At 62.6% G+C, this 18,944-nt stretch carries 13 protein-coding genes and 2 pseudogenes; 5 read left to right on the forward strand and 10 right to left on the reverse strand.

Going from position 1 to position 18,944, the window contains the following annotated elements; translation table 11 throughout:
* Window positions 1-74: 74 nt before the first annotated feature.
* A pseudogene (locus XpopCFBP1817_RS13020) lies at window positions 75-5,860 on the forward strand (autotransporter-associated beta strand repeat-containing protein); the annotation flags it as partial.
* Window positions 5,861-6,141: 281 nt separating this feature from the next.
* Here XpopCFBP1817_RS13020 and XpopCFBP1817_RS13025 read toward each other — a convergent pair.
* Both XpopCFBP1817_RS13025 and XpopCFBP1817_RS13030 read right to left on the reverse strand, forming a co-directional pair.
* Window positions 6,142-8,958 carry a S8 family serine peptidase gene (locus tag XpopCFBP1817_RS13025; protein WP_128417454.1) on the reverse strand — a complete coding sequence of 939 codons (2,817 nt, stop codon included), beginning with the start codon at window positions 8,956-8,958 and terminating at the stop codon, window positions 6,142-6,144.
* A gap of 785 nt (window positions 8,959-9,743) precedes the next feature.
* Window positions 9,744-10,418, reverse strand: coding sequence for a hypothetical protein (locus XpopCFBP1817_RS13030; protein WP_128417455.1), 675 nt, complete (start codon window positions 10,416-10,418; stop codon window positions 9,744-9,746).
* Between the two features lie 349 nt (window positions 10,419-10,767).
* Here XpopCFBP1817_RS13030 and XpopCFBP1817_RS13035 point away from each other — a divergent pair, with 349 nt between their 5' ends.
* Window positions 10,768-10,950: a hypothetical protein gene (locus tag XpopCFBP1817_RS13035; RefSeq protein ID WP_208619614.1), complete on the forward strand. Its 183-nt coding sequence runs from the start codon at window positions 10,768-10,770 to the stop codon at window positions 10,948-10,950.
* A gap of 149 nt (window positions 10,951-11,099) precedes the next feature.
* On the opposite strand, the gene XpopCFBP1817_RS13040 is transcribed toward XpopCFBP1817_RS13035, so the two are convergent.
* The 4 genes from XpopCFBP1817_RS13040 to XpopCFBP1817_RS13055 are packed head-to-tail and all read right to left on the reverse strand — an operon-like array spanning window position 11,100 to window position 14,120.
* A complete protein-coding gene (locus XpopCFBP1817_RS13040) occupies window positions 11,100-11,786 on the reverse strand; it encodes a glycosyltransferase family 2 protein (protein WP_128417457.1) in 687 nt (228 codons plus the stop codon).
* A complete protein-coding gene (locus tag XpopCFBP1817_RS13045; protein WP_128417458.1) occupies window positions 11,783-12,379 on the reverse strand; it encodes a class I SAM-dependent DNA methyltransferase in 597 nt (198 codons plus the stop codon). The genes XpopCFBP1817_RS13040 and XpopCFBP1817_RS13045 overlap by 4 nt, the downstream gene beginning before the upstream one ends.
* Window positions 12,376-13,137 carry a PIG-L deacetylase family protein gene (locus XpopCFBP1817_RS13050; RefSeq protein ID WP_128417459.1) on the reverse strand — a complete coding sequence of 254 codons (762 nt, stop codon included), beginning with the start codon at window positions 13,135-13,137 and terminating at the stop codon, window positions 12,376-12,378. Before XpopCFBP1817_RS13050 ends, XpopCFBP1817_RS13045 begins: the two co-directional genes overlap by 4 nt.
* Window positions 13,125-14,120, reverse strand: a complete 996-nt coding sequence (locus XpopCFBP1817_RS13055) for an acyl-CoA dehydrogenase family protein (RefSeq protein ID WP_167393930.1) — start codon at window positions 14,118-14,120, stop codon at window positions 13,125-13,127. The genes XpopCFBP1817_RS13050 and XpopCFBP1817_RS13055 overlap by 13 nt, the downstream gene beginning before the upstream one ends.
* A 398-nt stretch (window positions 14,121-14,518) precedes the next feature.
* On the opposite strand from XpopCFBP1817_RS13055, the gene XpopCFBP1817_RS23580 reads away from it, so the two are divergent.
* Window positions 14,519-14,653: a hypothetical protein gene (locus XpopCFBP1817_RS23580; RefSeq protein WP_279627114.1), complete on the forward strand. Its 135-nt coding sequence runs from the start codon at window positions 14,519-14,521 to the stop codon at window positions 14,651-14,653.
* Window positions 14,654-14,681: 28 nt separating this feature from the next.
* Here the strand turns inward: XpopCFBP1817_RS23580 and XpopCFBP1817_RS21605 are convergent, their stop codons facing one another.
* Window positions 14,682-15,101, reverse strand: coding sequence for a hypothetical protein (locus tag XpopCFBP1817_RS21605; RefSeq protein WP_158251302.1), 420 nt, complete (start codon window positions 15,099-15,101; stop codon window positions 14,682-14,684).
* A 232-nt stretch (window positions 15,102-15,333) separates the two neighbouring features.
* On the opposite strand from XpopCFBP1817_RS21605, the gene XpopCFBP1817_RS13065 reads away from it, so the two are divergent.
* Window positions 15,334-15,732, forward strand: a complete 399-nt coding sequence (locus XpopCFBP1817_RS13065; protein ID WP_128417461.1) for a LytR/AlgR family response regulator transcription factor — start codon at window positions 15,334-15,336, stop codon at window positions 15,730-15,732.
* Here the strand turns inward: XpopCFBP1817_RS13065 and XpopCFBP1817_RS13070 are convergent.
* Window positions 15,618-16,403: a serine hydrolase domain-containing protein gene (locus XpopCFBP1817_RS13070; RefSeq protein ID WP_128417462.1), complete on the reverse strand. Its 786-nt coding sequence runs from the start codon at window positions 16,401-16,403 to the stop codon at window positions 15,618-15,620. The two genes, XpopCFBP1817_RS13065 and XpopCFBP1817_RS13070, sit on opposite strands and share 115 nt — an antisense overlap.
* Window positions 16,404-16,616: 213 nt before the next feature.
* Window positions 16,617-16,985: a response regulator gene (locus XpopCFBP1817_RS13075; RefSeq protein WP_128417463.1), complete on the reverse strand. Its 369-nt coding sequence runs from the start codon at window positions 16,983-16,985 to the stop codon at window positions 16,617-16,619.
* A gap of 84 nt (window positions 16,986-17,069) precedes the next feature.
* Between XpopCFBP1817_RS13075 and XpopCFBP1817_RS13080 the strand changes: the two are divergent.
* Window positions 17,070-18,338, forward strand: a pseudogene (locus XpopCFBP1817_RS13080) (two-component system sensor histidine kinase NtrB).
* 162 nt (window positions 18,339-18,500) lie between these two features.
* On the opposite strand, the gene XpopCFBP1817_RS13085 reads toward XpopCFBP1817_RS13080, so the two are convergent.
* On the reverse strand, window positions 18,501-18,686 hold the full coding sequence (locus XpopCFBP1817_RS13085) for a hypothetical protein (protein ID WP_128417464.1): 186 nt from the start codon (window positions 18,684-18,686) through the stop codon (window positions 18,501-18,503).
* Window positions 18,687-18,944 lie beyond the last annotated feature (258 nt).

The raw sequence follows: 18,944 nt of genomic DNA on the forward strand, positions 1-18,944 counted from the left end.
ATTAGGGAAAATTGCTCTGGTGTGATCTCCATACCCGATAGTTTACTCGCTCAGGCCATTAGTGTTAACAGGCCATAGATACCAATGCAGCGCTGACTGTGGGCAATGCGCTGCAGTTGAACGATCAGCTCACCCTGGTCGCTAGCAACGATCTGACCTTGAACGGTGCCATCAGCGGCACCGGTAGTCTGATCAAGAATGGCGCCACCACGTTGTCGCTCAACGCAGGCAACACGTACGCAGGCGGCACCACGTTGGCTTCCGGCACCATTGCGGTCGGTGCCAACGATGCACTCGGTACCGGCAGTCTGTCGGTGGTCGGCAACGCGGCGTTGAGCAATGCGATTGCGGTGGCATTGAGCAACGACATCGCACTTGGCGCAGCGCTCACCGTGGACAACGGCGCGGACATGCTGGCCAGCGGCAACATCAGTGGTACAGGCGATTTGATCAAGGCCGGCGCCGGCACCCTGACCTTGACCGGCAGCAACAGCTACACCGGCCCGTTGGCGATTCAGGCCGGCACACTGGTGGCCAGCACTGGCGCGGCGCTCGGCAATGCCAGCAATGTCGATGTCGCAGCAGGCGCGGTGTTGAATCTGACCACCGGTGGCTTGATCACCGCGCTCAGCGGTGCCGGCAACGTCGACACCGATGCAGGCGGCACGCTGCAGTTGGGTGGCGGCGATTTTGCCGGGAGCCTGGGTGGTGGCGGCAATCTGGACAAGAGCGGCGTGGGCACGGTGCGCTTGCTCGGCACCAGCGCGATCGGTGGTGCCACCCAGGTCAGCGGCGGTACGCTGGATGTGATCGGCAGTCTCGGCACCAGCGCGTTGAATGTTGCGCTCGGCAGCACGCTGACTGGCACTGGCACGAACGGCAGCGTGACCAGTGGCGTGACCATCGGCGATGGCGGCCGGCTTGCATTGACCAGTGGCTCCTCGCTCAGCGTGGGTGGGTTGTCGCTGGCGCCGGGCGCGTTTCTCGATGTCGCACTGGCAGCGCCGAGCAACACGCGTCTGCTCGCGGTCAACGGCGATCTCACCCTGGACGGCACGCTCAACATCACCGACATCGGCGGTTTCGGCACCGGCGTGTATCGCTTGATCGACTACACCGGGTTGCTCACCAACAACGGGTTGGCATTTGGTGTGATTCCCGGCAGCGTGGATCTGAGCCAGCTCGCCTTGCAGACCGCCATCGGCCAGCAGCTCAATCTGGTGGTCACTGCACCGGGCAGCATCGTGCAGTTCTGGGACGGCGTGCAGACCACCGCAAATGGCACCGTCGATGGCGGCGCCGGCACCTGGGGTGCGGCGACCAATTGGACCAGCCAGGACGGCACCGTCAACAGCACCTGGCAAGGCGATTTCGCGGTGTTTGCCGGCACCGCAGGCGCGGTGGGCGTGCAGGGCACGCAGAGCATCGGTGGCCTGCAGTTCGTCACCGATGGGTATCGGTTGACCGACGCCGGCGCCGGTGCATTGAACGTGGTCGCCTCGTTGACTGCAGTACGTGTGGACCCGGGTGCCACCGCCACGATCGATGTGGCGATTTCCGGCATCGGTGGCGTGGAGAAACTCGACACCGGCACCCTGGTACTCGATGCGGCCAACAGCTACACCGGTGGCACTGCACTCAGCGGCGGCACGTTGGTGCTTGGCGATGCGCAAGCACTCGGCACCGGCACGTTGACTGCGGCAGCCGGCACCAACCTCGATAGCAATCAAGCATTGGCTGTGGGCAATGCAGTGGTGCTCGGCGGTGCGCTCAACCTGATCGGAAGTAACGATCTGACCTTGTCCGGTGCGATCAACGGTGCGGGCAGTTTGATCAATAACGGTGCCTCCACGCTCACGCTTGATGGCACCAACAGCTATGTCGGCGGCAGCGTTTTGAACGCTGGTACCTTGGCGGTTGGCAGCAACAGCGCGTTGGGTCTCGGCAGCTTGACGGTGCTGGGCAATTCCACCTTGAGCAACGCGATTGCGCTGGCACTGGGCAATGCGGTCAATCTCGGTGCCGATCTGACCATTGCCAGTACAGATGATCTGGCACTGACCGGCGCCATCAGCGGTGCAGGTGCGTTGACCAAGAACGGGTTGGGCACATTGACGTTGTCTGGTCCCAACAGCTTCACTGGCCCGGTGGCGGTGCAGGCCGGCGTGCTGGCAACCGCTGCACCTGGTGCGTTGGGTGCGACCAGTGCGGTGGATGTCGCGGCAGGTGCGGGGCTCTCGCTGGGCAGCACGACGGCGTTGGGCGCGGTGACCGGGCAGGGCAATGTCGCGATCCTTGGCGGCAATACCTTGCAATTGGGCGTCAACGACCTCAGCAGCACGTTCGCCGGCAGCCTGAGCGATGCAGGCAACCTGGAAAAGGTGGGCACGGGCACGGTGCAGCTCACCGGCGTCAGCGCGCTCGGCGGTGCAACGCAGATTACTGCAGGCACGCTGGATGTGGATGGCCTGCTGGCCAGTAGCGGCGGTGTGACCGTCGCAACGGGCGGCACGCTGAGCGGTACCGGCGAAGTCGCTGCAGCGGTCACCGTCAACGATGGCGGCCGCCTGGTGGTGACCAGTGGTGCGGTGTTGACCACGGGCGCATTGAACCTGGCGCCCAATGCCACCATCGATGCGTTCCTCGGCGCACCCAGCAACACGGGTGTGTTAGCGGTCAACGGCGATCTCACCCTGGACGGCACGCTCAACATCACCGACATCGGTGGTTTCGGAAATGGCGTGTATCGCCTGATCGATTACACCGGCGCACTGACCGATAACGGGCTGGGCTTCGGCACGATTCCGGGCACCATCGATCTCACCCAGTTGGCGCTGCAAACCGCGTTGTCGCAGCAGGTCAACGTGGTGGTCTCAGCACCCGGCACCAACGTGCAGTTTTGGGATGGTGCGCAGACGCTGGCCAACGGCAGCATCGATGGCGGCGCAGGCGTGTGGACAGCGGGTCCGACCAACTGGACCACGGCCGATGGCTTGCTCAACAGCGACTGGCAAAACAGCTTCGCCGTCTTCGCCGGGCCGGTGGGTTGATCAAGAACGGTGCGACCACGCTCACGCTCAACGGCAACAACAGCTATGCCGGCGGCACCGTGCTCAGCGATGGCACGTTGGCGATTGGCAGCAATACTGCGCTGGGTAGCGGCGGTTTGTCGGTCGTCGGCGATGCGGTGCTGAGCAATGCGGTTGCCGCAACACTGGGTAACGCGGTAACGCTGGGCGCTGCGCTCACCGTTGACAACCCGGCGGATCTGACCCTGGCCGGCGACATCACCGGCAGCGGCACATTGATCAAGACCAACATCGGCACGCTGACGCTCGACGGCAGCAACAGCTACATCGGTGGCAGCACACTCAACGCCGGCACGCTGGTGGGCGATAGCGCAAGCTTGCAAGGCGCGATCGTCGACAACGCCACGTTGGCGTTCAACCAGGTGGCCGATGGCGTGTTTACCGGTTCGATCACCGGCACCGGCACCGTGATCAAGGATGGCGCCGGCGATCTGCTGCTCAACGGTGCGAATGATTACACCGGTGGCACCACGATCGTTGCCGGTACGCTGATCGGCGACACCACCAGCCTGCAGGGCGATATCGCCAACAGCGCGGCCTTGGTGTTCAACCAGGCGACCGGCGGTGTGTATGCCGGCGCGGTCAGCGGCACCGGTTCGCTGGAAAAGGCCGGCACTGGCGTGTTGCAGTTGGTTGGTCCGAACACCTATACCGGCGGCACCTTGGTCAGTGCCGGTACGTTGATCGGCAACAGCGCCAGCCTGCAGGGCAACGTGGTCGACAACGCTACGCTGGTATTTGACCAGGCCGCCGACGGCGTGTTTGCAGGGGCGGTGAGCGGCACGGGTAATGTGGTCAAGCAGGGTGCGGGTGCGTTGACGCTTGTCGCTCCCAATACCTATAGCGGCGGCACCACGATTGCCGGCGGCAGCCTGATCGGCAACACCGCCAGCCTGCAAGGCAACATCGTCGACGACGCGGTGCTGGTGTTCGATCAGGCAGGTGATGGCACGTTTGCCGGCGACATCAACGGTAGCGGTGCATTGATCAAGACCGGTGCCGGTGCGCTCACGCTGGATGGCGTTAACGGCTATCTCGGCGGCACCACCATCGCTACCGGCACGCTGGTCGGCGATACCGACAGCCTGCAGGGCGACATCTTCAACAGTAGCGCGCTGACATTCCTGCAGAACACTAACGGCACCTATGCAGGCAGGCTGTTCGGGGTCGGTCGCTTCGTCAAGCTCGGCACCGGCACCCTGTTGCTCACTGCCAACAGCAGCAGCTTCACCGGACCGACCGACGTCAATGCCGGCACCTTGAGCGTGGGCAATCCGGACAATCCGGGCGCCGCCTTGGGCGGGCCGGTGACGGTGGGACCGGGCGGCACGCTCACCGGCAGTGGTAGCGTCGGCAGCCTGACCTCGGGCGGCACCGTGGTGATCGGCGGCACCACCGGCACCATCAGTGTCGGCGGTACTGTCACGCTCGGGAATGGCTCCACCTTGCAGGTCACGCCAGGCGAAGGCGGCGTGGTCACACCCATCAGCGTGGGCGGTGCGGCCACGCTGGCAGCGGGCAGTACCCTGCAGTTGGTGCGTGCGACGGATCTGCCGTTGTTTACCGAGATTCCGGTGATCACCGCCGCTGGCGGGCTCACCGGGCAGTTCACCAATCTCGTCTCCGACTTTGCGTTCGTCGAGCCGAATGTCAGCAGCAGCGCTACTGCGTTGTCGGTGTCGCTCGGTCGCAACACCGTGGCCATGGTCGATGCGGTCACCGTGCCAAACCAGCAGGCTGCCGCAGCTGCCGTGGATGGATTGCCGACCGCCAACCCGGTCTACCAGGCCGTGGTGCGCTTGCCGGACGATCCGCAGGCGATCAGCACTGCGTTTGCCTCGCTGTCTGGCGAAAGCCATGCCAGCACGGCCACTGCGTTGCTGGATAGCCGCTTCCTGCTGAGCGGCGTCGGCAATCATCTGCGTGGCGACAGTCAGGACGCGCGCGTGGGCGACACCACAGTGTGGATCACAGGACGTAGCCTGCCCAATCGTGTCGATGGAGACGCCAACACCGCATCGGTGCGACGCGAAGACAACGGCATCATGGCCGGTGCAGAACGGCGCCTCGGCGAGCGCAGTGTGGTCGGTATTGCGGTCGGTAATCAGGACATCGAAACCCGCTCGCGCGAATCCTTTGATCGCTCCGATATCGATGGCACCCATGCCGGCATCTACGGCCAGGCCGATTGGTCTGCGTTCGCGCTGCAAGCGTCGGTCGACTATGCGGACTACAGCGTGGACAGCACGCGTCGGGTGATGTTGCCCGGCGTCCTCGAAGAGCAGCTGAGCAGCAATTACGATGCGAAGGCCATCACCGTGTCGCTGGAGGCGGCCTGGAATCTGCGCATCGGCAATGCGGTGTACAGCCCCTTCATCGCGGCCGACTACACCCATCTGAAGACCGATGGTTTCAACGAGCGCGGCGGCATTGCCGGGCTGTCGGTGGACAGTGCCAAGGACGATTACACCACCAGCACGGTGGGTGTGCGCGGGCGTTGGCAGCTGGGCCCGGTGGCAGGGTTGTACGCGTCGGTGGGTTGGCGGCATGCGTTCGGCGACCGCGCTGTGGAGCGTTCGGCCGGCTTCATCGGCACCGGCTCGCAGTTCTCCGTGCAGAGCGTCACGCTGGCGAAGAATGCGGTAGTTGGCGAATTGGGCGCCAGCCTGATCACCTGGCCCAACAGCCGCATGTCGTTGTCGTTGCAAGGACTCAACGGCGATGGCCAGACCGCATACGGTGGCCAGGTCACCTGGGGTTGGAATTTCTGATTCAGCGCAGTAGAAAAAAAAGCCCCGGCATGCCGGGGCTTCTTTTTGGCAGATACAAACGCAGGCACACGCAGCATCACGATTGCACTTGCACTTGCACTTGCACTTGCACTTGCACTTGCACTTGCACTTGCACTTGCACTTGCACTTGCACTTGCACTTGCAGCGCACGCGCAGGCGCTGGCGGCTGCATCGGCAACCGCAGCATGCGTGTAGTGCATGCCGCCTCTGCATGCCGGCCACGCAGCCTTGCGGCCGCGCGGTGGGTCTGCAGCTGGCGCTTAGAACTGCCAGCGCAGGCCGACATTGGCGTTGATGCTGTTGGCATCCGAACGACCACGCTCGGCACCCGCGTTGCCGTAGATGGAGAACTCATCGTTCAGCTGGTAACGCACACCGACCGAGGCACGCAGCGCCTGCTTGGACACCGGCTCGCCGGCGACGTTGAAGCGCGCTTCCGGCAAATCGGTGAACCACGCGGTGAAGTCGGAGTTCGGGTTGCCGAACAGCGAGCGGTAGGCAACCAGGCCATCGAAGCCCCACTTGCCGCGTGCCAGATGGCCGCGCACACCCACTTCGCCATAACCTGCGCGCAGCGTGTCGCTGCTCGCGCTCAAGCCCAGACCGGTGACCGATGCTTCGCTGAAGGCATCCTGCGTCTGGCTGACCACACCGACGGCGACGAACGGTGACAACCCTGCACGCGGCAGCAGACCGAGTTCGGCGCGCAGCGACCAATTGGTGTCGTGACGACGATCCTGCAGACGCTCGCCGATGCTGCCGGCCTGCACGGTGCGTTCGGTTTCCACATTGCTCATGCCATACGAACCGATGCCCGAGAGGTAAGCCTGACCGATCGGCTGATACAGATACGCGGTCATCGCGTAACGGTCCGCGCGCAGACGGCTGGCCGAGGCATCGATGTTGGCACGGTCCTGGCCGGAGCTCACCGCCGCACCCACGATCGTGCCGGCGCTGCCCACCGGCAGATCCACACCGACGGTGGTGGACTGCTGGGTGTAATCGGCCGAGTCGAAGCCGCTGCCGCCCAGCTTGCCGTCCAGATAGCTGGACTGCATCCAGGTGGTCAGCGTGGTGGTGTCGGCCAGGTAGGGCAGGCGATCGGCAGCCACGCGTGCATCGTTGAGTGCAGACTGGAAGCCCAGCGTGCGCTCGATCCCGTGCACCTGGCCAGCCAGGGTCGGCAGCGATGCGGCAACCTGCGCATCGGTGGCTGCCAGCAGCGAGCCGGTGGCGCTGATCAGCCCACCCAGATTATCGGTATCGCCGGACGCCACACGCGTATCCAGCACCTTGACCAGCGTATCGGCCTGCGCGGCACCGTTGACCACCGACTGCGGCGCACCGGCCGCCTGCGCGCTGGCAGCGGAAGCATTACGGGTCAGCGTGGCGGTAACGGTGGTCGGGTCGTAGGCGAGTGAGGCGGTCCAGAAGAAATTGTTGGCGTACTGCACGCGATCGAAGGTGCCCTGCAGGTTGCCGGCCTGGACGATCTTTTCGCTGCTGCCGACGTTGTAGCCAGCCGCTTCCGGCAGCAACAACACATTGCCCTTCAAACTGGCCTGGCCGGTGACGGTCAATCCCTTGCCCAGTTCGAGGGCGGTGGTGCCGGTGTTGTTGACCACGCTGTAGTTACCGTTGATCACACCGCCGCGCGATTCGAACGTGGCCGAGTTGAGCACGCTCACATCCGAACGCAGGCTGCCGGACAGCGCGAACACGCCGTCGCTGACGCTGGTGCCGCCGGTGTAGGTGTTGTTGCCGCTCAGCGTGAGCTTGCCGGCGCCGTTCTTGGTCAGGTTGCCAGCGCCAGAGATGTCGTTGCTGAAGGTGCTGTCGTAACCGGAAGTCACGTTGGCCGACCAGTTGTTGATGAACTGCTCCGGGCCCTTGATCGCCTTGGCCGCATTGACCAGGCCAAAGCCGTACAACGCATCCACGCCCGGGTCGCCCAGATCGGTGGCAGTGGTCAACAAGGTCTGCTGCAGGTTGGAGGCGCTCATCCACGGATACACGCCCAGCACCTGCGCCGCGACGCCGGTCACCGCAGCGGTGGAAAACGAGGTGCCGGCGATCTGGCCCTGCAATTCGGTGCCGGCCAGGGCCGGGGCAAAGTAGCTGCCCGGCGCCACCAGGCACCACTGCGCAGCGGCGCCGCAATGGTTGGAATAACTGGTCAGGCCGGCCGCATTGCCGGCGGCGTCGATGTTGATCGCGCCCACCGCCAGCCAGTTGTTGCGCAGGCTGGCTTCCTGCACCGGCGTTGCCGCCGGGGAGGAGGCTTTGGACGCGCCTTCGTTACCGGTCGATGCCACGATCAGCGCATCGGCCTGCACCAGCGGAGCCAGGGCGAACCTCCAGGCCAGCGCAGCGTTCGCGCTGCTGGCAGCATCTGCGTACGAGGCACCGATCGAAAGATTGGCAATCCGCACGCCGGCAGCCGCCAGATCCACCGCCGCGCGGCGGGTCTGCTGGGTGCCGCAGGAATTTTCAGCGCAGATGCGCGCATAGAACAGGTCCGCATCCGGTGCGATACCACCGGCAAAGCCGTCCTGCGCCGAACCCAGCACCAGCGCCGAGATCACCGTGCCGTGGCCACGCAATGCGTTCGCAGACGACTCCGGCGTGCCGGGGCTGGCGGTGTAATCATTGAAGCTGTCGACCTTGCCGCTGATCGGCGCATAGCTGGGGACCAGGTTGTCGTCCAGCACTGCCACCTTCACGCCCTGACCCCTGGCACCTGCCTGCTGCGCCAGATCCGCATTGGTCGGCACCAGCAGATTGCTGCCAAGACCCTGGTAACGGGCTGGAGCTGGAGCTGGCGCTGGGGCTGGAGCGGGCGCCGGAGTGGCAGGCGCCGTCGGCATCGGCGTCGGCATCGGCGTCGGAACCGGTGTCGTCGGTGTCGTCGGTGTCGTCGGAGTGGTCGGAGTGGTCGGTGCAGGCGTGGACGGCGTCGGGGCCACAACCGTGCTCTGTGGCGGGTCGCTGCGGACGTTGCCACCACCGCCACCGCCGCCACAGGCGGTCAGGACGAGGCAGGATGCGATGGTCGTTGCGAGTAGCGAGCGATTCATAGTTCGTTTAATCCGGTCATTTGGCGCGCCGCTACTGCTGACTATCTGAATTTGGCGCAAAGGTTTCCCACGTCAGCGGTGGTGCCGACGGAGGCATTTAATTTCACGGGTAATTCACTTTATTCGTCGCTAATCCGTCCCTTCGGATAAGCGCCGCTTAGAACACGGGGAATGCATTGCTGTATCCAATCGTGTGCTTGCGAGATTGTTTAACGGCGCTATCCAAGAACTCTGAAACCTGAATGGTCAGTTGCAATTCAGAGAAAAACCGAGCAAATAGGCATTTGCGATTTAATCCATAGACAGAAAGGATTAGAACGCCACTAGCAAGCTCTAGTGCAGAACAAAGTCAGAGCGAACTCGACAGTGAAGCATCACGTTTCTCAGACGGCGGCAATCCTAAATGCGATCACTATCGCAGTGAAGCAGGGATTTACCTCAAACTGTCGGTGAATCCCCCACACCCTCTAGCGGATTCGACCGTCAGTTAGCGAATCTAACGGACTCTGCCGTATGCTCGGCGAGCGGTCTTGCCCGCGATAAAAATACAGCCGGATCTCTCTCGACATTCAATTTTTAATTTAGTATATCCATCTTAATTTATACTAAGCAGACACAGCCAATGGAATCGATTGTGCAAAATTCAAGGTTTTTGGCATGCCAATAAGCCTAGATTTCCGTATGGGCAGCTAGAAACGTTCGCGTAGTTGCCTGATAGAAGCCGAGCCTCTTTACGCAAAAAGCGCTGTTGCTGTTAGCGAACAGGTGCTTTTTCATTCCAGCGATCAATCGGGCAATAAAAGATTGAATCCCAGTGTCACCCACGGCGTGTGGTCTTCACCGTGCTGATATCCGGCCAGCAGATCCACGCTGGCGCGGTCGCCGAACAGGCGCCGCAGTCCAGCCTGCTGGCCGAAACCACCACGGCTGTCGCCGACCGTCTCGGCCAGCAACGTCCAGGCAGGGCCCAGCGTGTGCTCCATGCCTACGCTTGCAGTCAGCGCCATCGCCGTGCCGCTGGGCGTGTTTGCGCCCACGTTCAGATGCAGCAAGCTGCGCAGGTCCGCGTCCAGCGCGATGCTTAACGGTACAGTGATGATCACCCCATCCAGACGCTGCCGGCGCACATCCCAGTTCGCGCCCAGTGACGCACCCACGCCCCAGCGCTGCTGGTCCAGATCGCGAAACAGCCGTTTCACGCCCAGTGCGACGATACCGGCCTGGGGCTGGTCGCTAAACGTCGATAGCCCAAGGCTGAATTCGTTGCCGGCCCGGGTGCAGGCAGGCACGGCGGTCAATTCGCGCCCCTGGTGTGAGCCACGTAGCCAGGTTTCCACCTGGCAGCGTCCTTCAGGGGTCAGGGCGGCATCGTCGGTGGTCAGGCTAGCGGCGGCCTGTGCACGGAACGCAAGCACCGATGCAGCTGCCAGCAGCAGGGCAGGGAACAGCTTCAGGGACATCGGCAATCTCCAAGGTCGGAGTGCCAAAGACCGCGCGTGTAGGTCTGGCGGATGGTTGGGGTACTGCGAGGAAATGCGTGGGCGCAAGCGCACGCGATGAGCCCGGTCCTGTGCGGACGGAGCCGACCTTGGGTCAGGATCCGTCGGCGCAGGTGCCGCGACGCAATCCACTATGACTGTCCAAGGAGCCGGCCTCTGGGGGTGCGGGACGAAAAAACGTGGCGCATGATGCCTGCAAGGCAGTGACGAACGCAATCGGTAGAGCATCGCAATGGCGCAGGTGCCCTGTCGCGACCGTGTTGGCCTTGCGCCTTCAGGCGCTAGGCCTTCGGTGCAGATAGACGCCGGCATGCAGTCGTCGATCGATACGACGGTAGGCGAGGTATTGTCAGACCTTCGATGTTTCCTGATCGAAGCGCACGCGTGCTTCTTCGACGACGGCACGATGTGGCGCGACCCACGCAGCCAGCACTTGCAACGGCGGTTTGAGACAGTAGCCGAGCGTGGTGAGCGCATGGTCGACGCGCGCTGACACGATGCCGCTGAGGCACAAGCCCGCGATGTACTGGCATTGGAAACAGCCTGTTCTCAATGGGGATCAGGCGACCGCATCACAGGCTCCCGCCTGTCCGATCTGTCGTTTGTTGATCACGTGCCGCTGTTGAACCAATGGCTATTTCATTACGCGTTCTCGCTAGGCACCGGGCTGAGCGCCATGACAGCGGCTTCCAGACAGACCAGGTAGTCGCTGAATCCACCAGTGGCGCGGGCGTCGCGGCGGGCGCTGGTGCTGACGACGGGGGTTACCAGGCGTGCGATGTGCATGCCGGCGTCTTCCAGTGCGCAGACCAATGCAACATCTTCGCTGGAGGTCCGTGTGGAAAAACCGCCGGCCGCCAGGTAGGCGGCCACGCTCATTCCCAGGTTGGCGCCGTGAACGTGCGGGTGGCCGTCTCGTCGGATTTCCTTATCCATGAAGGCTTTGCGCGTCTCTGGCCGGAAGTTGCGCCAATCGCTTACTTCCACAACGCCGCAGAATACATCGGCCGCGCAGCCGAGCTGTGCCGACAGCCAATCCGGTGGCACGCGGGTGTCGGCATCGGTGAAGGCAAGCCAGCGCGCCCCGCAGGCGATTGCCGCAGACGCCGCCGCTGCACGTGCGATGCCGACGCCGCCGCTGGTCTTGAGCGTCAACGCACCATGCGAACGGGCGATGCTGCCGGTGAGGTCAGTGCAGCGGTCGAGCGCAACATGGATTTCCACGCGCTCTCCAGACAATTGCGGATGCCGGGCTGCAACCAGAATGGATTGCAGGCATTGCCCAATCAGTTCTGCTTCGTTATGTGCCGGAATGGTCACCGCAATCATCGCAGGCGCTCCTGTTGCGCAATCGATGGTCCGGCCATCCACGCCTGCAGTACGAAATCAGAGTCTTGATACGTGCACAGCGTTTCCACCGCCAACGCCTCAATCAATCCTTCATGTACCTGCTCGGCAGTGCGCAGCGCACCGTGGAAGTGGTGGCGCCAGTGACAAGCGACCAGACAACCGCGCTCGGTGAGCGATCGAGCAAACTGCGCAACGGTTTTTTCGAATGCGGCATCTTCCAGGTAGTAGCCCACCTCACTGAACACAATCAGATCGAAGCTGCCATCTGGCCAATCTGCGGGATGCGCCGCTTGTTGCAGGGTGACATGGCGCATCTCTTCGACGCGCGCCCTTGCCAGGTCCACCGCTTGCTGAGACAGGTCGGTGGCTAGCAGCGCGTCACAGCGCTGCGCGAGTGCTGCAGTGAGTTCTCCGTTGGAACATCCAAATTCCCAGCCTTTTGCAAAGCGCCAATAGGGCAGGCTGCCAAGCAGGATGTCGCGTTTGCGCTGCTCATACCAACGGGAGCGATAGCCGAACGGGTCATCGTCGACATAGAGCTGTTCGAAATGCGCCACGCTCAAGGCCGTCATCGGATGAACACCTCAAAAGAGCGATCGAACCGTTCCAGCACATGCAGCGGCAGGATCGGCGCTGCGACAGCCGGCGTGCAATTGCCGATCTGCGTTGCGAAACACTGGATGGCCCGCCGCTTTGCCTTCATCACCGTGGGAGACAACTCGAATCGGGTGGCACGCTGGTCGCTAAAAACACCGTCGTCCGGTTGCGACCAGTGCCAGGCCCAGACCGGGTACTGCAGCAAGTGTGCACGGTGCGTCTGGCAGGCGGCCTTGGTCGCACGCGATGCGGCTTGGTGATCGGGATGGCCGTCGCGTTGCCAGGTCACCAGCACCGTGTCGTTCACATCGAGCAAGCCGCCCACCGCGTCTGCAATGTGCGCCTCGCGCGCAGCCAGTGCGCCGTCGCCCAATGCAAGATGGGTCAATGCGCTTGGCAACAGACCAAGGTGTTGGACGGCTGCATCCAGCTCCAGGCGCCGCGCAGGGCCAAGCACTTGCGGCGCCCAGCCCGGTTCGTCGGGATACGCCAGCTCGCCATCAGTGAGCGCAATGATCAACACCGGTACACCAGCCGCGCGCGCCGCTGCGATCAGCCCACCGCAGCCGAGCACCTCATCGTCCGGGTGGGGCGCGACAACGACCAGTCGGTGGCTGCCTTGCAGCAGCTGCGGTAGCGAGCTGCGCGGCATGCTGCTCAGACACGCTGCATCGCGCCAAACCGACTCGGGTGTGCCCGCGCCTTCGATTGGCTGGCAGGTCACATCTTCCATGCGAGATCCTGTTGCTGGCAGAGCTCACCCAAGGCTTGCAGATCGCGCTCGGCGTGGTGTTGTCGGATGAAGACCGACACGTCGGTACAACGTTGTGCATGCACGCGGTCGCCGCAAAGCGGCCCCGGACCCAGTGCACGGCCGACCCGATCGAGCGTGTCGCGCGCCACCGCTTCGACAACGCTGCGTACCTGCAGCACGCCGCGCATCTGCGGATCCTCCGGCTTCGCGTCGATCCGTTGCGCAAGCTGACGCAGTAACGCGCCAGCAGCGGCCAAGCCCGCATCGATGGCGCCAAGGTGCGCGGCGGCATGCGGATCGCGGCGTACGCGGGATGCCGTGCGCAGCACATCGGCAACGGCGATGGTGGCGCCAAACCAGCAGGCAGCGATGCCGGCGCCACCATGCCAGAACCCTGGCCGTGTCAGATAAGCAGCGCTGGATCCAACCTGCTGCGCGGCAACTTTGTTGAAGGTGACATTGGCGGTCTCGATGTCGCGCATGCCGATCGCCTGCCACCCGCTTGCATCGATCTGCACACCGGGCTGATCCAACGCCACGGCAAACAGACAGCTGGCGCCGGCGTGTTGCGTGGTCACCAAGGCATGCGTGACCTGAGCTGCGCCAGAACACCACGCCTTGGTTCCTTCGAGCGTACTGCCGGTAAATCGCAGGTCCGAACCCGGTGGCTCAGCCGCCCACACGGCCCAACGCTGCTCGGGTTTGAGGAGATCGACAGCGAGATCGGCGCAGATGGCCTGCGCGTCGTAATGCGCTTCCAGAAATTTGGCCACACACACATCGTCCGCAGCGATATCGGCGAGCACTTGCCAGCGCTCTGTAGTTCGGCCGCGCCCTGGTAAAGGAAGATACGGGTGAGCGCTCAGCCAATGCTGCACCATCGACTGGTTGAGCCCGTTCTTTGCAGCGCTGTTGTGGGATGATGAAAAAACTGGATCGTGCGATGTGATGCGTGCGCTCATCTCAGCAACGCTAAGCAGCCGGCGGTGCAAAGGGTGTGAGGTGCTCAACGGATGGCATCGCTTTGAAGCGGACCGTGCAATTGGATCGGCCCGGTCCTATTCTCTAGCTCCGGCATGCAGCAACACGGGGTTGCCTGAGCGCCAGAGGGAGTTAATGTGGCTTGATCGATGGACCGGAAAAGCGCCCGATGCACTGCGTAAAACGCATGGTCTGGCTGATGCAGACGCTGGAGTGGTCGCTGTTGCTGGCCATCGCTGACCTCGCCCGCCCAAGCCAGGAGACGGTGCCCGATGGGTTGTAGCTCGTCGCAGTGCTGGCGTTGAGCGCCGGCGGATTGCAGGGCAGCCTGGTGCTGCGCCGGCTTTAGCGACAATTGCAGGCCGATGGCTATGGGAAATTGCGCTGGCTGGGCATGTTGTTCATCAGCAGCCTGGGGGTGGCGATCGGCGTTGATCTGGCCGTGAACACCGTGTTCCTGTCGCTGCGCATGTTGTCGCCTGGCCTGATGGAACTGCATGAAGCACACCGATGATCTCCGGTACGCCGTTGCTGTGGCCCGCCTACATCGCATGGAGTTTGCGGTCGCTGTCGATCAGCCGGCAGACGCGATTGGCCGAAGCCGCCTGCCAGCAGAACGATCTGCGACTTGCCCTTAGAGAGGCACAGTTGCAACGTCTGCTCGGCCATCTCAGCCCGCATGTCACCTTCAACACGCGCAACAATTCCGCGCGCTCATCCTCAAGGACCCCGAGTTGGCAACCCCCCGCTTTGCGAGCACGCTGCGTTATCCGCTCACCGGTGGCGATGAGGCGCTTGTAAGCGTTGACGAAGAGATGTCCCTCGTTCGCCATTACCTTGCCCTGGTGGGCCTGCAGCTTGGCAAACGTCTGCGCTATGCCGAGCAGGTGGATCCGCTGGCACTGGCAATGCAGGTACCACGCTTTTGCGTGCAATCGCTGGCGGAAAACGCGATCAAGCATGGCCTTTGGCCCAGCAGCACCGGCAGCGACTGGCATGTGCAAGTGACTACACAAGGCCCGGCGCTGCGGATCGAGGTGCGCAATAGCGGCTGTCTGTCGCCAGCCGATGGCAGCGGCACGGGCTGGCAAACCTGCATCAGCGCTTGCAGCTGTCGTTTGGATCCAGGGTCGCTCTTGGCCTGGAAGAGCAGGGCAATGAGGTGGTTGCCCATGTATGGATTGGAGGCGTTGCGTGATCGAAGCGGTGATCGTGGAGGATTCGGGGCTGGACCGTTTCGAGCTTGAACATCAACTCAAGGCCTATCCGCAGCTGAGCGTGGTTGGGTGTCCCGAAGATGTGGAGGCGGCGGTGGCGCTGATCGACTCCACCGCACCGGAGGTGGTGGTTCTGGATCTCGCTCTGCCTGGCGGCGAGGCCTTCAACGTGTTGGAACGCCTTACCCAGGTGCCGCGCATCATCTTCACCACTGCATTCGATGCTTACGCGCTGAAAGCCTTCGCCTACAACACGGTGGACTACCTGCTCAAGCCGATCGAGTCGCAGCGATTGGCACAGGCGATCCAGAACAAGCCGCCGTGTTCCACATCGGACAGACCCTTAACCTGGAAGATGATCCGGCCGAAGCCCTGAGGCGAGGATGTGCCATCGGCCAATGCGGTCTTGCGCATCGCCTGCGCCAGCAGCGGCACTGCAACCGGCCGGCCGTCGCGCAAGGAACGATGCCAGATCGCAAGGTCGTCCACCGTGCTGATCAGTCCACCCGCGCCTTGCGGCTTCGATATGCTGATGAAGTCCGCATTCTGCAATTCCCCCTTGCTGCGGCGATAGCCTTGCGGGCGTTTGGCGATCACCGCCAGGTGGTTGTCGTAGCGGGTGTGCTGCATGCCCAGCGGCTGGAACACAGACGGCTGCAGGTAGCTGGCGTAGGGCTGCCCGGACACACGCTCGATCAGGTGCGTCAACACGATGTAGTTGGAATTGCTGTAGCCAAACCGTGTGCCCGGATCGAATTCCGGCGGCAACTCCTCGAAGTAGTTCATCAGACCGAGCGCATCGGTGTCTTCGCGCCGTGCCGCCCGCGAGGCAGCAATGCTGCTGATGTTCTTGATGCCAGAGGTTTGCGTGCGCAGCTGCTGCACCGTCACCTTGGCCAGTGGTCCGCTCAATGCCGGGTCCAGCGACACCGGCGTTGCATCCAGGCGCAACGTGCCCGCCTGCACCAATTGCAGCACGGCCACTGCAGTGAACTGCTTGCTGACCGAGGCCAGGCGCAGCGCCGCATCCCCGCGTGTCACCAGCATCACCCCGCCGGGCTGGTTATTCTTTACGCTTCATTTGCCTGGCTCCTCCAGTGGATTGAGCTCAGCGTAGAAGGGCGCTTGAGCCGCGCACAGCGATCTATGGCGTGTGGACGCAATGGCGACTGTATGGGTCTTGCGGCAGGATGAGCGGCGCGCTTGTGTCAGGCAGACGCAGCCGCTTGGCCGTGGGGCGTCACTGCGGCCGCTCTGTGTCTAGTGCCCCACGAACGTCTCGATCTGTTGCACCAGACCACCGCGTGTATAGGGTTTGCTCAGGAAGATGGTGCGCTCAGGCAATCCGTTGGGCGAGCGGCCAAGACCGGAGGTGAGGATGGCTGGCACATTGTTGCCGTTCGAGCGCAGGTAAGAGATGAGACCATAGCCGTCCAGCATGCCCGGCATTTGAAGGTCGGTAAAAAGCAGATCGATCCCCGGATAGGTGTCGATATGTTCAAGTGCTTCCTGGGCGTCTGCAGCAGTCACAACCGCATATCCAATATCCGACAGCAACAGCGCAGCGATCTCAAGAGTGTCAACATCGTCGTCGACCACCAGGATCAGTTTTTCGTTTTTTAAGTCCATAAAGCAGGTGTTCTAAAGGATGCCCGCACCACACTACGTTTCCCACGCGAAAGGCATGTGATCGATTTGAGCACGATGAAAACGATGAACACAACGCAAGATTTCCCCGATCATCGCTACCGGCAAGTGGTCGAACTGTCGCTGGATTCCATCAAGGAAATTTCGCTGGATGGACGCGTCCAATTCGTCAATGCGCATGGGCTGGCACGCCTGGCGGCAGAGCATGCCAAGCCCATCGTGGGCGGGCGCTGGTCGTTGCTGCGGCCGGAAGAATTCAGGCACCGCGTGGAAGACGCGCTTGCGGCTGCGGGTCAAGGAATGATCAGTCAATTCGAGATCGAATGCACCGGCGCAGATGGCCAACACCAATTCTGGCTGGTGCGCACCAGCCCGCTGGGCGACGCTCACGGCGGCATCGATGGCGTGCTGGCGGTCAATCGCAACATCACCGAGCGCCGGCAATCGCAGCAAGCGCTACGCACGCTCAACCAGACGCTGAGCGCCCACAATGACCCGCTGATCAGACAAAGCGAACTGTCAGACGCCATATGCCACGAGCTTCACGGCAACATTGGCCACGAGCGTGCCGTCGAAGACGAGCTGGATATCGCACGTGCAGCCCAGCGACTGGCCGAGACCCTAGCCGAGCGCGCGCAGGAGGAGCAGGCTGTCGGGCAATTGCTCGCAGGTGTCGTTCACGATTTCAATAACGTGCTGCAAACCGCTGGCGCCGCCATCGAAGTGGTTCAGTCTCGCGGCGCTGTCATTGAGGAAGACAGGAAGATTCTGCATATGGCCGAGGGCGCTTTGCAGCAGGGCTCGATCATGGCGCAGCGGCTGCTGGGGTTCGCGCGCAATGACCCGTATGCGCCCGAATGGGTGGATCTCAACGATCCGGTTGCTCGGCTGCTGCCTTTGCTGCAACAGGCAGCAGGCAACGCGGTATCCATCGAGTGGACACCGGCAGCGACCAGGAGCCTGACGTTGGTCGATCCGCACACGCTGGAGCGCGCGCTTTTGAATCTGGTGATCAATGCACGCGATGCGTGTGGCGAGCACGGCAAGGTCGTTATCGCAGTCGCACAGTGCATGCTTGCCGATGCCGACGAGGTAAGCGCTCGCTGCGGTGGCGACTACGTCACCATCGCTGTAAGCGACAATGGCAGCGGTATCGCAGCCGAGGTACGTGAGCGACTGTTCAATGCCTAATTCACGACAAAGCCCGCAGGGAAGGGCACCGGCTTGGGGTTGGCGCAAGTCGACGGCGCAGTGAGACACGCCAATGGGTTCATCGACGTGGCATCCGAGCCCGGACAGGGCGCTTGCTTCACGTTGGGATTCCCTGCGGTTTGACTGCGCTTGCCAGAGGTTGAGGCATCGTTGCCGGGTAAAGACGTCCGTGCATCTGCAGATCTAACTTGGTAAGTCTTCCTCAATCGGCACGGCACCTCGAACGGCACACGCATGTCAGCTGTCTTCGAGAATGCCCAACGCCGAGAGTTTGCATCTTCCCATTCATTGCTTGGCGTAATGCCTCGCTGCAAGCTGGGTATCGAATCTGATATCCGGCGTTTTATAACCGCGCAGGGTGATGCCATCTTCGAAAGAGACGAGAATTTCCGGAGCGTACAAGTCACCTGCCGGCGCCGTGTGTGCCGTCAATCGGTAGCGGCCGATGTGCCGGATCATGGTGAGCCCCATACACACCTCGGTGCCTGCAACGGGCGGCTTGAACCAGTGAGGCTGGTCCAGTGAGAAGTTGTCGATTCCACATTGGGCGTTAATTTTGCAACTTGCAAGCAATCAGCGGGTTTAATCGTTGCTGTTTGCAATGGAGCATGAAACGCAGTGGATCGCATGGTGGACAGTTCGCTCATGGATAAGGGCACCTCGAACAACCAAGTCGTAGCCGTGGTGACACGCACTGGATGATGACCATACCTTCAAAAAATCAGCGAT

The organism is Xanthomonas populi, from assembly GCF_002940065.1.
GTDB classification, from domain to species: Bacteria; Pseudomonadota; Gammaproteobacteria; order Xanthomonadales; family Xanthomonadaceae; genus Xanthomonas; species Xanthomonas populi.

What these genes read in the sequence shown, in the direction of transcription:
- XpopCFBP1817_RS13040 (WP_128417457.1), bottom strand. Translation starts at nt 11,786, where the DNA reads ATGATTGCGGTGACCATTCCGGCACATAACGAAGCAGAACTGATTGGG.
- XpopCFBP1817_RS13070 (WP_128417462.1), bottom strand. Translation starts at nt 16,403, where the DNA reads ATGCTGGTGACACGCGGGGATGCGGCGCTGCGCCTGGCCTCGGTCAGC.
- XpopCFBP1817_RS13075 (WP_128417463.1), bottom strand. Translation starts at nt 16,985, where the DNA reads ATGGACTTAAAAAACGAAAAACTGATCCTGGTGGTCGACGACGATGTT.
- XpopCFBP1817_RS13055 (WP_167393930.1), bottom strand. Translation starts at nt 14,120, where the DNA reads ATGAGCGCACGCATCACATCGCACGATCCAGTTTTTTCATCATCCCAC.
- XpopCFBP1817_RS21605 (WP_158251302.1), bottom strand. Translation starts at nt 15,101, where the DNA reads ATGCTTGATCGCGTTTTCCGCCAGCGATTGCACGCAAAAGCGTGGTAC.
- XpopCFBP1817_RS13025 (WP_128417454.1), bottom strand. Translation starts at nt 8,958, where the DNA reads ATGAATCGCTCGCTACTCGCAACGACCATCGCATCCTGCCTCGTCCTG.
- XpopCFBP1817_RS13050 (WP_128417459.1), bottom strand. Translation starts at nt 13,137, where the DNA reads ATGGAAGATGTGACCTGCCAGCCAATCGAAGGCGCGGGCACACCCGAG.
- XpopCFBP1817_RS13035 (WP_208619614.1), top strand. Translation starts at nt 10,768, where the DNA reads ATGCAGTCGTCGATCGATACGACGGTAGGCGAGGTATTGTCAGACCTT.
- XpopCFBP1817_RS13045 (WP_128417458.1), bottom strand. Translation starts at nt 12,379, where the DNA reads ATGACGGCCTTGAGCGTGGCGCATTTCGAACAGCTCTATGTCGACGAT.
- XpopCFBP1817_RS13030 (WP_128417455.1), bottom strand. Translation starts at nt 10,418, where the DNA reads ATGTCCCTGAAGCTGTTCCCTGCCCTGCTGCTGGCAGCTGCATCGGTG.
- XpopCFBP1817_RS13085 (WP_128417464.1), bottom strand. Translation starts at nt 18,686, where the DNA reads ATGGGGCTCACCATGATCCGGCACATCGGCCGCTACCGATTGACGGCA.